Origin of the sequence: Runella aurantiaca (assembly GCF_003339505.1) — a bacterium.
In the GTDB taxonomy this organism is placed as follows: Bacteria; Bacteroidota; Bacteroidia; order Cytophagales; family Spirosomataceae; genus Runella; species Runella aurantiaca.
Genome location: NZ_QPIW01000031.1, coordinates 18,672 through 33,466, shown reverse-complemented (window position 1 = coordinate 33,466; position 14,795 = coordinate 18,672). Strand labels below are relative to the sequence as shown.

Sequence of the window (14,795 nt, the reverse complement as noted above, 5' to 3'; positions counted from 1 at the left end):
TTTGTATTAAAACCAGCGGAAAATAAGATTTGTTGGAAATACTATATCTTCCTTCTCAAGAAACGTAAAAAGGTGATGCAAAGTACGATATAATCATACAATTTAAGAAATGTAAAATGAATAGGATAAATTGAGGTAGAAAATTTGGCTAAATTGTTATTTTGTACATATCTTGTTCGGCAAAACAAATAACTCACCTACTTTTTCGCCATTATGCATTTCTCTTTTAAAAATTATGACACCGAGAAGTTTTACGATGAAATGTTTTCGTCGGACGGCAGGATTCGCCCCGGCTGTGAGGCATTTAAACAACGCGTAGAACAATTGACGCAAACCGAATTGATGAACCGCCAGCATACCGCCGAAAGGGCGCTCATGTCAATGGGAATTACGTTCAATGTTTATTCTGAAGGAGAAGGAACCGAACGTATTATGCCGCTTGACATTATCCCGAGGGTCGTTGCGGGCGACGATTGGAATCGACTGGAAAAAGGACTTATTCAGCGGATTACGGCCCTGAATATGTTTATTGACGATATCTACAACGACCAGAAAATTCTGGATGACGGAGTGGTACCGAGAGATTTGATTGAAACCTCAAAATGTTATCTCGAAGCCTGTAAGGGGTTAAAACCCCCGAAGGGAATTTGGTGCCACATCACGGGTACGGATTTGATTCGGGGCGACGACGGAACATTCATGGTTTTGGAAGATAATCTCCGTTGTCCGTCAGGGGTGTCTTATATGCTGGAAAACAGGGAGTTATCTAAGCAGATTTTTCCCGAAGTCTTGGCCCGAACGGGGGTACGGCCCGTGTCGGATTATCCAGCGCGTTTGTTTGAAATGCTTAAATTTATTGCCGACCGTCCCGATCCAAACATTGTGGTACTGACGCCGGGGATTTATAATTCGGCTTACTTTGAGCACTCGTATTTGGCGCAGCAAATGGGCGTTGAACTCGTCGATGCTCGCGATTTAGTGGTTTCGGGAGGATACGTAAAAATGCGGACAACCCGTGGGTTTGAGATTGTGGATGTAATCTACCGTCGTTTGGATGATACGTTTTTGGACCCGCAGGCGTTTAATCCGCATTCGCTCATCGGGATTCCGGGAATATTTGATGTGTACAAAAAAGGCCGCGTAGCCCTTGCCAATGCGCCTGGAACGGGCGTTGCCGACGATAAAGTGATTTATGCGTACGTGCCGCGCATTATCAAGTATTATCTGGATCAAGAAGCCATGATTCCTAACGTTCAGACGTACATTTGTCGCGAAGCCGATGACCTGAAATACGTACTTGAAAACGTGGAAAATCTGGTCATTAAAGAAGCCAACGAAGCAGGAGGCTACGGAATGCTCATTGGGCCGAAAGCGACTAAAGAAGAACACGAACTGTTCCGTCAGAAAATCAAAGACAATCCCCGTAACTACATTGCCCAGCCCGTGATTTCGCTCTCACGCGTGCCGTGTATCGTGGACGACCACGCCGAAGGTCGTCACGTAGATTTGCGCCCTTATATTCTTTACGGCGACGGTATCAACGTCATTCCGGGCGGACTCACGCGCGTTGCTTTGCGCAAAGGTTCGTTGGTCGTAAACTCATCGCAAGGGGGTGGTGGAAAAGATACGTGGGTAACGTACTGATAGTTAATGGTTTAAAATATTTTTCTATTTCTTTTTGTAGGCCCCTTTTCATAAGGGGCTTATTTTTTTTCAAAAATAATTGATAAAAAACTTGACATACTAATTGGTATGTTTACCTTTGTGCCACAATGACAGATACACGCACCGAAATATTGCACAAAAACTACGAAGCCATTCACCGCAATGGCTTTCAGGGAGTTCGTGCCGATAAGGTAGTGGCTGAAATGGGTATTACGAAGGGGGCGTTGTATCATTACTTCCCCAATAAATTTGATTTAGGGTACGCTATTTTGGACGAATTGTTGGCGCCACACTACCTAAAAATCTGGCAACCGTTTGAACGCGCCGAGAAAAATTTTGGCGTTGTTTTATTGGATGTACTAGAATCCTATCGAGATTTTGCCAAAACTGACGAAGAAATCAAGCTTGGTTGCCCACTTACTAATCTTACGCAGGAAATGCCGCCTTTGGATGAAGGGTTTCGTAAAAGATTGCACCGAATTACCCACCAAATGCAGTTACAGGTTGAGACAGGCCTAAAAAATGCCCAATTGGCGGGGGAGTTTAAACTTGATTTTAACCCAACTCAGACCGCTTTTTTCTACTTATCAGCCATTGAAGGAGGTTTTAGCGTGGCCAAAGCCATGCAAAGTCGGGCCGCTTTTGAAATGGTTATTGCCCAATTAAAACAATTTTCCGAAGGACTTAAAGTCTGATTTTTTTTGCCCACGTACATACCAACTGGTATGTACGTACAATGAAAAACAAATTTAAATTTATTAAAATCAAAGAAACATGTACGTTATTACAGGAGCCACCGGACACACTGGGCACATTATTGCCGAAGAGCTACTTGCTGCAGGAAAAAAAGTAAAAGCCGTTGTTCGCAACGCAACGAAGGGAGCCGCATTGGCCGAAAAAGGAGCCCAATTGGCCGTTGGTGATTTGGAAGATGCGGCATTTCTGAAAGAAACATTCAAAGGTGCTGAAGCCGTTTATTTGATGGTTCCTCCCAAGTGGAACATTACAGATTGGCGGGCGTATCAGCGTGAAATCATTCAGAATTTTGTGGACGCATTGCAGGAATCGGGCGTAAAATACGCCGTGGTATTGAGTTCAATGGGGGCACACATGCCAACGGGGGCTGGACCCGTAAGTGGATTGTACGATTTAGAACAGGCACTCAAAACCGTGGAAGGGTTGAACGTACTCAATTTGCGCGCAGGTTATTTTATGGAGAATTTTTTCGGCAACATCGGTTTAATCAAGGCCGCAGGAATTCAGGGGTATACTCTGAATGCTGACTTAAAGGTTCCGTTGGTGCATACGCACGACATTGCAGAAGTGGCCGTTAAGTATTTTTTAACGCTTGATTTTGAAGGTCATTCCTATGTTTTTGTGGCGGGAGCGGCCGATTACACCATGACGGAAGCAACGGCTATTTTGAGCGATGCCGTTGGAAAGCCTTTTCATTATGTACAATTTTCGCCCGAAGATGCCCGGGCGGGGATGATTGGCGCGGGCCTCCCCGAAACCATTGCCGACGGTTACAACGAACTTTTTGCGGGCTTAAACTCAGGAGAGTACCTCAACGGCTACGAGCGTGATACGGCCAATACCACACCGACAACGTTTGAGGATTTTGCTAAAAAAGAATTTTCTGTTGCATTTAATGCGGTAAGTTAAGATTTTAAGGGCGGTTGTTGAATTCTCAGCAATCGCCCTTAGCTTTGTGAATTTTGGTGTTTATGGGAAGAGAGTCGTTTGGGTTTGTAAAGATGAAAATGGGTACTTGAGGATTGAGGGCTAATAGCCCTTTTTTGATTTTAAACCATTCTACCATACAAAATCATAACAACCGACGTTGTATATCTTTCCCATAAAAATCAATACTATGAAACAATTCTTAACGCTTACTCTTGCGTTGGCGGGAGTCATTTCAGTACAGGCACAACAAGGAACGATTGAATACAAAATGACCATGTCGGGGCAAGGGCAAAGTAATGTATCGACCAGCAAAATGCAATTTGCGAGCGGTAAAGTGCGGATGGAAACCAGTCTCAATATGCCAGGAATGTCGCACAAGCAGGTAATGCTGATGCTTCCCAATAAGCCCAATGCCATGATTATGCTGAATGAAGGGGCTAAAACCTACACCGAAGTAAATACCAATTCGGCCCCCAAAGACCCCAATGCCGCAAAGGTGACGGTAAAAGTGGTGGGAAAAGAAAAGATTCAAAATCTCAACTGCACGCACATCGTGGTGACCATGAGCAACCGCCCCATGGATATGTGGACCACGAAAGACATCGCTGGCTATGAAAGCATGATGGGTTATTGGAAATCAAGCATGAGCGGTGGCAATGACCAAATGTACCGCGAAATGAAAAAAGCGGGTGCTGAAGGTTTTGTGGTCAAAACGCAAATGAAAAATAAAGAAGGGGGAATGACGATGGAGTTGGTGAAATACGATACTAAGCCCGTGTCGGCTACCCTGTTCAACATTCCAGCGGACTATAAAAAAGGGACTTCCATTGACCCAAACAAAATCCAGAATATGACGCCTGCCGAGCGTAAAAAAATAATGGAAGAGATGATAAAACAACACGGCAACAAGCAATAATGGTTAATACTTGCCAAGACTCGAAATAGAGACGCTGAGTCTTGGCAAGTATGGTAATAAGCCTTTATTTGTTTCCGATATCGTATTTGTCGTTGTATTTTTTGTACTGGCGTTTGTGGCGGTCGTCGAGGTCGGTCTTACGGCCCCTGATGAAAGCGTGTTCAATGCCGTTGGAGCGCATATCCAGAATGTCGCCTTTGCAGACCACGAGCGTGGCCAGCTTCCCTTTTTCCAACGTCCCTACTTGTTTGTCAACACCCAGAATTTTGGCGGGGATAGATGTAATCATTTTTAGCGCTTCTTCGCGGTCGAGGTTGCCAAAACCAGCGGCAGTTCCCGCCACAAATGGTAAGTTGCGCGTACGCCAATAGGCTTCACCGTAGCTTAATGCAACCGTGACGCCCGCTTTTTGCAACAAAGAAGGCAGTTGATAGGGCTGATACACGGGCTCATCTTGACGGTTGGGGAGGCGGTGGGTTTCTCCCAAGACCACGGGAATATTGTTTTCTTTCAGAAAATCTACCACCCGCAAAGCGTCTTCTGCTCCCACAATGACGGGTTTCTGAACCCCGTGCGATTTGGCAAATTTGACGGCTTCGATAATGTCTTTGCTGTTGTCGGCGCGGATATACAAGTTTTGATTGCCACTAAATAGCCCCCGCAACGCTTCCAATTTGAGATTGGTAATGCTTGGGTTTTTGATTTGGCTGTACGCGCGGGCATCCGAAAACAGTTGCGCAAGATTATTGATTACCTCCTGACGGCGGCTGTTTCGCTGGAGGCTTACCGAAAAATCCTCGAAGTTGAACTCACGGGCAAAAAACGGCGGCCATGTTAGCCACAAGCCATCGTCTTTTTTCAGAACGGCATCTTCCCAATTCCATCCGTCGAGTTCCATCACCGACGACGAACCCGAAATCGTGCCACCTTGGGGAGTTGCTTGGGTAAGTAATAATCCATTGTTGCGTAAGGTAGGAATGACTTCAGAATCAGTATTATACGCAACCAATGCCCGAACATTGGGATTGAGCGCCCCGATTTCCTGATTGTCGGTAGTGGCCCGAACCGAACTGATTTCGACCAAGCCCGTCGTGGCGCCCATCGCGATGAGGCCCGGATAAAGGTGTTTGCCAGTTACGTCAATGACTTCGGTGGCGTTGCGGTCAAAAGTCGTACTCGCATCGCCTACGGCGGTAAGGATTCCTTTGTCAAAGACCACCGTTCCTTTGTCAATCACGGTTCCGTTTCCTACATGAACCGTGCCGCCCACCAGTGCAATAGGCTTGGTTTGGGGCTTGGCAGGCGCGGGGTTTTGTGCCGATACGGGCTGAAATAAGAGACCCGAAATAAGAAGTAAGAAATAAGAAATAGGCCGTAAGAAATAAGATGCCTGAGCAAAATATAACTTATGGACTTTTATGGAATAGTTAGAAGGTCTTCCAGTTCTCATGTAATTTCGAAAGTTTAGCACCGAGATATTCAGTATCGGTAGTTAGTTCTTTGTATGATTCTTGACTAATATACAGACAATCTAAAGCGAATAATAACCAACATTTAGTCTCTTCAAGAGAGCCGATGGAGTCGATTAAATGCCTTTTGAATGTATTTTCAAATCTTCTCTTTCCCCAACCTTCTGCAATATTTGCTGCAACGGAGCGAGAGGAACGTCGTATTTGATCGGTTAAGGAGTATTTTTCTTCAGAAGGAAATTTTGTACTGAGCCAAAAAATTTTCATGGCTAATTGATGAGCCAAAGTATAAACTTGTAAATCTCGGAAAGTTTGGATGGGCGTTTTATTATCCATGATGTATAAAATTCTTGGCTCCTACTTCTTACTTCCTGTTTCTTTTTTCCTATTTCTTTTCCTCCTCGCTTTGCTCTTCGCCTTCTGCCATAACGCCCTCTACATCTTCGCAATGCCACATACGCTGACGGCGGAAAGGCGGACGGATGGCGGTAGCGCCGCCCGTTTTGGCAGAAATCATTTTCTGTACCAAACGAGCGCGTTCTTTTTCTACTTCGTCGCGTCGTTTGTCATCGCCTTCGGTGGAGTAGTAAATCGCTCCTTCAACAATGGTATAGTCAGGACGGGCGTAGATAGAAAGCGGGTGGTTGTTCCACAATACCAAATCGGCGTCTTTGCCCGTCTTGATGCTGCCCGTACGCTTATCCAAGTGCATGATTTTGGCGGGATTGATGGTCACCATTTTGAGGGCTTCGGTTTCTGCGATGCCGCCGTATTCTACCGCTTTGGCGGCTTCCTGATTGAGGCGGCGGGCCATTTCGGCATCGTCGGAGTTGATACTGGTCAATACGCCTACTTTGGTCAAAATCGCGGCATTGTACGGAATCGCGTCTTTTACTTCCATTTTATACGCCCACCAGTCGGCGAAGGATGAACCTGCCGCCCCGTGTTTTTTCATTTTATCGGCTACTTTATAACCCTCCAAAATGTGCGTAAACGTGTTGATTTTGAAGCCTAAAGAATCAGCGACTTTCAAGAGCATGTTGATTTCGGATTGCACATACGAGTGGCAAGTGATAAAACGCTTGGCGTTAAGAATTTCAACCAAAGCGTCTAGTTCAATATCACGGCGAGGCACGGGCATTCCAATTTTGGTCTTCATGGAATTGTAGGAATCCCAGGCGCGCTCATACTCGCGGGCGCGGGTGAAATGATCCATAAAAACCTGTTCAACACCCATCCGCGTTTGCGGATAACGGCTCGTTGGATTACCGCTGTTGGCCTGTTTTACGTTTTCGCCCAAGGCAAATTTGATAAACTGCGCTTCAGGCAGTAGCATATCCGAAACATTGCCGCCCCATTTTAACTTCACCACCGCCGATTGTCCACCGATGGAATTTGCGGAGCCGTGCAATAGCTGTGACATGGTGACGCCGCCCGCCAATTGGCGATAAATATTAATATCGTCGGGGTTAATAACATCGCTCATGCGTACTTCGGCGGAACTGGATTGGCCGCCTTCATTGATGGAGAAAAGCGCGATGTGCGAGTGCTCGTCAATGATACCCGGCGTGAGGTGTTTTCCTGTGCCGTCAATCACGCGGGCGTTGGCGGCAGAGAGGTTTTTGCCAATGCGGGCAATTTTGCCGTTTTCCACCAATACATCACTGTTGGGCAACATCCCTGCGTCGTCGCTGGTCCAAACGGTGGCATTTTTAATCAATAACGTTTCTGATTTTGGTTTTTCAGCATTCCCAAATCCAACAAATGGAAACAACGGTTTTCCAACATTCGGAGCAGGTTTGCGGGTCGAATCGCGGCGCGCTTCGGCCAATTTTATGGGTTCCTGCAAGGCTGCCTCCCACTTGGTAGGCGTGCCTTTGGCGGTTTCGCCGCTTCCTTTGAAGCCCGTTCCTTCCCGGTAACCCGTCAGGCGGGTGGTTGCGTTGGGGGCTTTTCTGTCGGGTTGAAAATTGAGTGAAATCACGTCGTTGAGGTAAGTGACTTTCGGCGTAATTTTCACGGTATCGCTCAGCACAATTTGATAATCAGGCTTTTCGGGTTTTCCACTGATGATTAGTTTCCCTTTTTCGGCCTCCATGCTTAAGTTGTACGTTCCCCGAATATCGGCTTGATTGATGTTATTGATGATGTATTTTTTGCCCCGAATCCAGTTTTCGTAGATGACATTATCGGCGTTGAACAAATTGCCCGAAGTAATGATAAAATTGGCCCAAGCGCCCGTTTTGAGGCTTCCTACTTTATCGTCGCATTTGAGGAGCTGGGCAGGAACCGTCGTGAGGGCTTCCAATGCTTTGGTTTCTGATAAACCGTATTCGATGGCTTTGCGCAGGTTGGTCCAAAATTCGGTTTTTGTTTTGAGCAATGCCGAAGTCAGTACAAAACTAACGCCCGCTTTCTCGATTGCTGCCGCGTTTGCGGGAGCCATTTCCCAGTGTTTCATTTCGGCAAGGCTCACGTTGTCGGCATCCCAAACATCTTCGACATCGAAGGCCGCTGGAAAGTTGAGCGGAACAATGAGCGTGCCCCCCGAGGCTTTTATTTCGTCAATGCGCTGGTATTCATCGCCATTGCCCCGAAAAATATATTGTGTTTTGAATTCGTTACCTAGTTTGTCGGCCCGGAGCAAGCTCCATTTGTCGGTTGCTTCAAATACGGTTGGCAATCCGCTCAGGGCATTAAAAGCGTCGAGTGATATATTGTATTCAACATTTTTGCCCGCATTTTTATACCATTCGGCATCGTAGTAGGTTTGGCGCAACAACGCCATCGCACCCATGGGTGAGTTGGGATATTGTTGACCAGAAGAGCCTTTGCTGAACGATAAATGGGCCGAAACGGGGCTACGAATAATGACGCTGTTTTCGCTATCGGTAGCCAATGTTACGAGTGCGCCGCTACCGCGTACGATGCCGTCGTGGTGGTGAGTGAGCACCGTGGCAAAGCCCAATTTGCGCATTTCATCGGCTTTGGCATTGTTGACGGTAAATAATTTCCCTGCTTCCGTTTCGGGATTAAGGGCTTGATTCCAGCCGTAAGCGCCTTTTTTGTTGGATTCAATCTGCTGCGGAGTGCCGCGTCCGCCACCTTGGGTGCGTTTGACTTCGGGCATTCCGTAGTCCGATTCCATGTCAATCAGGGCGGGATAGATGCGCTTGCCTTTGAGGTCGTTTACGACGGTTCCGTTTGGAATTTGGAGGTCTTTGCCCACGCCAACGATGACGCCATTTTTGATGAGTAAAGTCCCATTTTCGAGTACGTTGCGCGCGTCAATGTAAATGGTGGCATTGGTGAAAGCGTACAATTCGGGGCGCTCGTCATAAACGCCGTTGCGCGGAAAAGTGGGCGTTTGGGCCCAAATGGACGTACATACCGATACTGTGATGAGAAGTGTAATCAGTTTTTTCATGAAGTGATACGGATTTAGATTAGGTTACGGTTTCCAAATCTACTTTGGAAAAGTGTTGAAAAAAAGGGAGGCGTAAAAAAGTGCAGTTATTTACTGAAAAGATGATGCAATGCTTTGGATAATGTACTAGCTCGGCGGGTTCATTTAAAATAAAAGCCATTATTTTTCCTATAGCGGCACTTCGGTGGAGTATTTCACATCGTGCAATACCACCACACTGCTGTGGACTTTTACCATCGGTATTTCGGCGAATGTTTTCAGGAAACTGTCGTATTCTTTGATGTCTCTGACGAGGACTTTTAGTTGATAATCAACCATTCCCGCCAAATGATAACATTCCATTACCTGCGGCATCTGACGGACAATTTTCTCAAATGTTTCGATGTTTTCGGTGGTATAAACGGGCATCGAAACGTTGCAAAACACTACTTGTCCGCGCCCTACTTTTTCGGGGTTGACCAATGCCACATAATTATTGATGTAGCCTTCTTTTTCCAAGCGTTTGATACGTTCAAAAACGGGGGAGGTAGTCAGGTGAAGGGCTTCGGCCAATTCTTTGATGGTCAACTTGGCGTTTTGTTGCAACAGCGCCAAAATACGGAGGTCAGTTTCGTCAAGCATAATTTCCTTTTGGGATGGGGTATTTGACTTTATTTAAAGCAAAATATGCTTATTTTTTATGACATACTATTTTTTGTAACTAATAAATTCTTTGTTTAAAGAATAAAAAACTATTTTCGTCCACACTTCATCAACATTAATAAGAATCAAACGGCAGGCATATTTCCGATTTGCCAACTACTTCCTGAATCTTTTATCGAAATTTTCAACCCCAATTTTATGGCAGCCAAACGATTCTTTTCGGTACTCTGTGTGCTGTTGAGTATTCAGTTTTCTTACGCTCAATACAGCTCTTCAAAATTGAAAACGTTGGATTCGGCATTGACGATTTTGCACCAACGAGCGTCGTTTAGCGGGGCGGTTTTGGTGGCCGAAAATGGAAAAATTGTGTACAAAAAAGCGATTGGCATCGCCAATTTGACCACGCAGGCACCCCTCCAAACAACGTCATCCTTCAATTTGGCCTCGATTTCGAAGCAATTTATGGCGATGATGGTCATGATGTTGAAAGAGCAAGGGAAACTACAATTTGACGATAAGGTGCAGCAACATTTACCCGATTTTCCCTACAAAAAAATAAGCATTCGGCACCTGCTTACCCACACGAGCGGCCTGCCCGAATATTTTGAGTTGGCCCAGAAACACAACAATACGCTGGATACGCTGACCAACGAAAAGCTGCTTCAGCTGTTGAAAACCCATCAACCCAACGTCGATTTTGAAGCAGGAGAAAAATGGGAGTACAATAATACCGGTTACGTCATTCTGGCTTCGGTGATTGAAAAAGCGGCGGGTATGCCCATTGAAGATTTTTTTAAACAGCAGATTACAAGGTCGTTGGGTATGAATGATACCTACATTTATTGCCTGCGTATGAAGCAATCACCCGTCAATCGGGTAATGGGTTATCAGCGAAAAAACGGACAGAATGTGCCCAATGATTTAATACGTTTGGATGGAGTTGTTGGTGATGGCAATGTGTATTCTTCGGTCGAAGATTTACTGAAATGGGACCAAGCCTTGTATACTCAAAAACTGGTCAGCCTCGCTACGTGGCAGGAGGCAATTACGCCCGTTAAACTCAACAACGGTACGACTTACCCTTACGGATTCGGCTGGAAAATAGAAGAAGAAGGTAAATTATTGTCGCACACGGGAGGTTGGGTCGGTTTTTTGAACGTGATTGTTCGAAATGTAGAAAAGAAACAAACCATTATTGTTCTGACCAATTCTACCGATGTAACGGCCATTAGAATTGTAAGAGATATTCTGGCGGATAAACTCCCTAAACTTCCTCAAACACAACTGATTTCGAACATTAAACTCATTGATGGAACGGGCGCTGCCAGCCGGCAAACGGCTGTACGATTGAGAGACGACAAGATATGGGAAATCGGTGATTTAATGCCATTCCCCAACGAATCCGTGACCGATGGAAAAGGAATGACGCTCGCGCCCGGTTTTATTGACAGCCACAGTCACCATTTTGGCGGTTTAGAAGAACATCCCGATGCGATTGCGGCACTTAATCAGGGAGTTACGACGATTGTAACTGGGCAAGACGGTGGTAGTACGCCGATGGATACGATACAAAGTTTTTTCAAAAAACGGCCTGTTGCCATCAACGTCGCCAGTTATACGGGACATTCTACATTGCGGACCAAAGCGATGGGAGTCAAGAGTTTATACCGAACTGCCAAGCCAGAGGAGGTAGAAAAGATGAAGATTTTGCTGCGCGACGAAATGAAAAAAGGCTCGCTGGGATTGGCGACGGGGTTGGAATATGAGTCGGCTTTTTTTTCCAATCGAGACGAAGTATTGGAATTGGCTAAAGTAGCGGCGGAGTCGGGTGGACGGTACATGAGCCACATCAGAAGCGAGGATATTAATCTCGATGAAGCCATTGACGAAATCATTGAAATCGGTAAACAAACGAAAATGCCCGTGCAGATTTCGCACATCAAAATTGCCAAACGTGACCAATGGGGAAGCGCGTCGGCGCTGTTGGGCAAGCTCCAAAAAGCCCGCTCCCAAGGCGTAAACATCACGGCCGATTGTTACCCGTACGATTTTTGGAACTCCACGTTGCGGGTGCTTTTTCCCAATCGAGATTATACAAATAGTGCAAGTGCTGAGTTTGCCGTAACCCAACTGTGTGACCCCAAAAAATCGGTTGTCGTGCGGTTTGCACCCAATAAAGATTACGCGGGCAAAACCCTTTCTCAAATTGCCACGCTTCGCCAAGAAAAACCCGCCCAAACCTTGATGACTTTGATTGCACAAGCGGCTGAGTTTGAGGAGAAAAATCCAGATTATGAGGGTGGAATTGAGGCAATTATGGGCAAGTCGATGGATGAGTCTGACATTGCGGATTTCCTGAGTTGGTCGCACACAAATATCTGTTCCGATGGCGCATGGCGTGGGCATCCCCGTGGGCATGGGGCTTTTACGAGGGTTTTAGGAATGTACGTACGCGACAAAAAAATCATGCCTTTAGAAACCGCCATTCATAAAATGACGGGGCTAACGGCGGAGCATCTAGGAATTACTGACCGTGGAATTGTACAATGGGGGTACTATGCCGATTTGGTGCTGCTAAACCCCGAAACCGTGAAAGACAACGCCAATATTCAAAACCCTACCGCGCTTTCGTCGGGGATTGAAAAAGTGTGGGTCAACGGCCAACTCGTTTATGAGTCGCAGAAAACCACGGGTAAATTCCCTGGGGTATTTATCAAAAGAAAATAGCAATCAACAAAGCCTAAACGTCCTTGTTTAAGGTTATAAAAAAAGGTACACACCATGAACAAAGCTATTATTTTAACCAACGGCCTGCTCACTACCAACGATGCCAAAACGGCCCACGGCTTAATTCGGGGTACGGAGCGTTATGAAATCGTCGGGGTAATTGACCCACCCACGGCGGGCCGCGACGCAGGCGACGTGCTGGACGGAAAAGCCAGAAATATCCCCATTTTCGATTCACTTTTGAGTGCACTTGCTCAGTTGAAACAGGTTGATTATCTGATTGTTGGAGTGGCAACGGTGGGCGGTGTTTTGCCCGAAAACATGTTGAATATTATAAAAGAAGCTATCCAACAGCAGATTTCCATCGTCAATGGACTCCACGAATACTTGAGCGAAAAACCTGAACTTGTGGCGCTGGCGGCGCAACATCAAGTGCAGTTGATTGACGTTCGTAAACCCAAATCTCGCCAAGATTTACACTTCTGGACGGGAGAAATTTATGACGTAAAGGCCCCAATAATTGCGGTCATCGGCATGGATTGTGCGCTGGGAAAACGTACCACGGCTCGGATGGTTCGTCAGGTGTGCGAAAGCCAAGGGATAAATGCCCAGATGATTTATACGGGGCAGACGGGCTGGTTACAAGGCGGGAAATACGGTTTTATTTTTGACTCCACCCTCAACGATTTTGTATCGGGCGAGGTGGAACACGCGATTGTTTCGTGTTGGAAAGAAACCCATGCTGACCTGATTTTGGTGGAAGGACAATCGTCGCTGCGCAATCCTAGTGGGCCGTGCGGGTTGGAGTTTTTGATTTCAGGAAATGCCAAACACGTTATTTTGGTTCATGCACCCAAACGAAAATATTTTGACAACGAGCCCCATTGGGGCAGGATTCCGAGTGTGGAGTCGGAAGTGGAAATTATTGAAAAATTTGGGGCAAAAATAATTGCTTTGGCGTTGAATACGGAAGACTGCTCAGCGCAGGAAGCGCTTGATTACCAGAAACATTACGAACAACAGCTGCAAATTTCGGTGCTGTTGCCATTGGAAGAAGGGGTGGAAGCATTGATGCCAACTTTGAAAGAATTGACGCGCTTGAACGTAGCGCGTTGATGACACAAACGAGGCTGATGAAGAAGGATTTAGGCCGTTAACCTTTGGGCTTTTATATGAAAATAAAATCGATTCGTGCTTATCTGAAAAATCTAGCTTTGAGCAAGCCTTACAGTATTGCGGGGTATACGTTTTCGGACGTAGAAAATGTGTTTTTGGAAGTAGAGCTAGAAAACGGCATGGTGGGCAAGGGTGCAGCAAGCCCCGCAGAAGAGGTAGTGGGAGAAACCTGCAAACAGACTTTTAAAAACTGTCAATCTGCCTTTTTTGAAAACCTCGTAGGACGGGATATTCGGCATTTTAGGCAATTAATTGACGAAGTAAAACGCCATTTTCCGCAGTTGCCCGGTACGCAGGCCGCCCTTGATATTGCCCTACACGATGCCTTCGGGCAATTTTTAGGAATCCCGGTGGTGGAGTTTTACGGCCAAAAAATAACGCAGCTCCCTACATCCGTGACCATCGGAATCATGTCGGTGGAGGATACGCTCAGAGAGGCAGCGGAATACGTCAGACTTGGCTTCAAAGTGCTGAAAGTAAAAACGGGCGAGAACGTAGAGCAAGATATTGAACGGGTTTTGAAATTGAACGAACGTTTTCAAAACAAAATCAAAATCAGAGTCGATGCCAATCAAGGTTACGCATTGGTTGATTTACAAAAGTTTTTGAATGCTATGCAATCCGTTGATTTAGAGTTGATTGAGCAGCCTTTGTTGGTTGGAAAAGAGCTAGAGTTGCTGGTTTTGAAAGAAGAAGAAAGGCGGATTTTAACGGCCGACGAATCCCTCAAAGATGCGCATTATGCGTTGCAATTGGCGCAGCAACCACAGCCTTTTGGTAGTTTTAATATCAAACTCATGAAATGCGGTGGAATCATCAGCGCGTTGGAAATTGCTAACATTGCCCAACACGCTGGTATCGACCTTTTTTGGGGTTGCAATGACGAAAGCATCGTGAGCATTGCGGCGGCGCTCCACGCGGCATTTGCCTGTTCCAACACCCGTTACCTTGATTTGGATGGTAGTTTTGACTTGGCCGAAGATGTGGTAAGTGGCGGATTTATCTTAGAAAATGGATGTTTGAAATTGACCAGAAAGGTGGGGTTGGGGCTTAGTTAAAAAGCCGATAAGGGTTAAGTTGGAGGAAA

11 protein-coding genes are annotated in these 14,795 nt (G+C 46.0%); 7 read left to right on the top strand and 4 right to left on the bottom strand.

What is annotated here, in order from left to right; all coding sequences use genetic code 11:
* Window positions 1-213: 213 nt before the first annotated feature.
* The 4 genes from DVG78_RS25345 to DVG78_RS25330 all read left to right on the top strand — a co-directional run bounded on the left by DVG78_RS25345 (window position 214) and on the right by DVG78_RS25330 (window position 4,267).
* Window positions 214-1,644: a circularly permuted type 2 ATP-grasp protein gene (locus DVG78_RS25345; protein ID WP_114463822.1), complete on the top strand. Its 1,431-nt coding sequence runs from the start codon at window positions 214-216 to the stop codon at window positions 1,642-1,644.
* Window positions 1,645-1,772: 128 nt separating this feature from the next.
* Window positions 1,773-2,360, top strand: coding sequence for a TetR/AcrR family transcriptional regulator (locus DVG78_RS25340; RefSeq protein WP_114463821.1), 588 nt, complete (start codon window positions 1,773-1,775; stop codon window positions 2,358-2,360).
* Between the two features lie 79 nt (window positions 2,361-2,439).
* Window positions 2,440-3,330 carry an NmrA family NAD(P)-binding protein gene (locus DVG78_RS25335; protein WP_114463820.1) on the top strand — a complete coding sequence of 297 codons (891 nt, stop codon included), beginning with the start codon at window positions 2,440-2,442 and terminating at the stop codon, window positions 3,328-3,330.
* A gap of 208 nt (window positions 3,331-3,538) precedes the next feature.
* Window positions 3,539-4,267: a DUF4412 domain-containing protein gene (locus tag DVG78_RS25330; protein ID WP_114463819.1), complete on the top strand. Its 729-nt coding sequence runs from the start codon at window positions 3,539-3,541 to the stop codon at window positions 4,265-4,267.
* Window positions 4,268-4,331: 64 nt separating this feature from the next.
* Here the strand turns inward: DVG78_RS25330 and DVG78_RS25325 are convergent, their stop codons facing one another.
* The 4 genes from DVG78_RS25325 to DVG78_RS25310 all read right to left on the bottom strand — a co-directional run bounded on the left by DVG78_RS25325 (window position 4,332) and on the right by DVG78_RS25310 (window position 9,784).
* Window positions 4,332-5,717, bottom strand: a complete 1,386-nt coding sequence (locus DVG78_RS25325) for an amidohydrolase family protein (protein WP_229598319.1) — start codon at window positions 5,715-5,717, stop codon at window positions 4,332-4,334.
* Window positions 5,695-6,072, bottom strand: a complete 378-nt coding sequence (locus tag DVG78_RS25320) for a four helix bundle protein (RefSeq protein WP_114463817.1) — start codon at window positions 6,070-6,072, stop codon at window positions 5,695-5,697. Before DVG78_RS25320 ends, DVG78_RS25325 begins: the two co-directional genes overlap by 23 nt.
* A 49-nt stretch (window positions 6,073-6,121) precedes the next feature.
* The gene (locus DVG78_RS25315; RefSeq protein WP_114463816.1) at window positions 6,122-9,163 is read right to left on the bottom strand and encodes an amidohydrolase family protein; all 3,042 of its coding nucleotides are present in this window, start codon (window positions 9,161-9,163) and stop codon (window positions 6,122-6,124) included.
* 168 nt (window positions 9,164-9,331) lie between these two features.
* The gene (locus DVG78_RS25310; protein ID WP_114463815.1) at window positions 9,332-9,784 is read right to left on the bottom strand and encodes an Lrp/AsnC family transcriptional regulator; all 453 of its coding nucleotides are present in this window, start codon (window positions 9,782-9,784) and stop codon (window positions 9,332-9,334) included.
* A 219-nt stretch (window positions 9,785-10,003) separates the two neighbouring features.
* On the opposite strand from DVG78_RS25310, the gene DVG78_RS25305 reads away from it, so the two are divergent.
* Genes DVG78_RS25305 through DVG78_RS25295 form a run of 3 tightly spaced genes read left to right on the top strand, consistent with a single transcriptional unit; the run spans window position 10,004 to window position 14,766 of the window.
* On the top strand, window positions 10,004-12,532 hold the full coding sequence (locus DVG78_RS25305) for a serine hydrolase (protein WP_114463814.1): 2,529 nt from the start codon (window positions 10,004-10,006) through the stop codon (window positions 12,530-12,532).
* A 54-nt stretch (window positions 12,533-12,586) separates the two neighbouring features.
* The gene (locus tag DVG78_RS25300; RefSeq protein WP_114463813.1) at window positions 12,587-13,648 is read left to right on the top strand and encodes an N-acetyltransferase DgcN family protein; all 1,062 of its coding nucleotides are present in this window, start codon (window positions 12,587-12,589) and stop codon (window positions 13,646-13,648) included.
* A gap of 56 nt (window positions 13,649-13,704) precedes the next feature.
* Window positions 13,705-14,766, top strand: a complete 1,062-nt coding sequence (locus DVG78_RS25295) for a mandelate racemase/muconate lactonizing enzyme family protein (RefSeq protein ID WP_114463812.1) — start codon at window positions 13,705-13,707, stop codon at window positions 14,764-14,766.
* Window positions 14,767-14,795 lie beyond the last annotated feature (29 nt).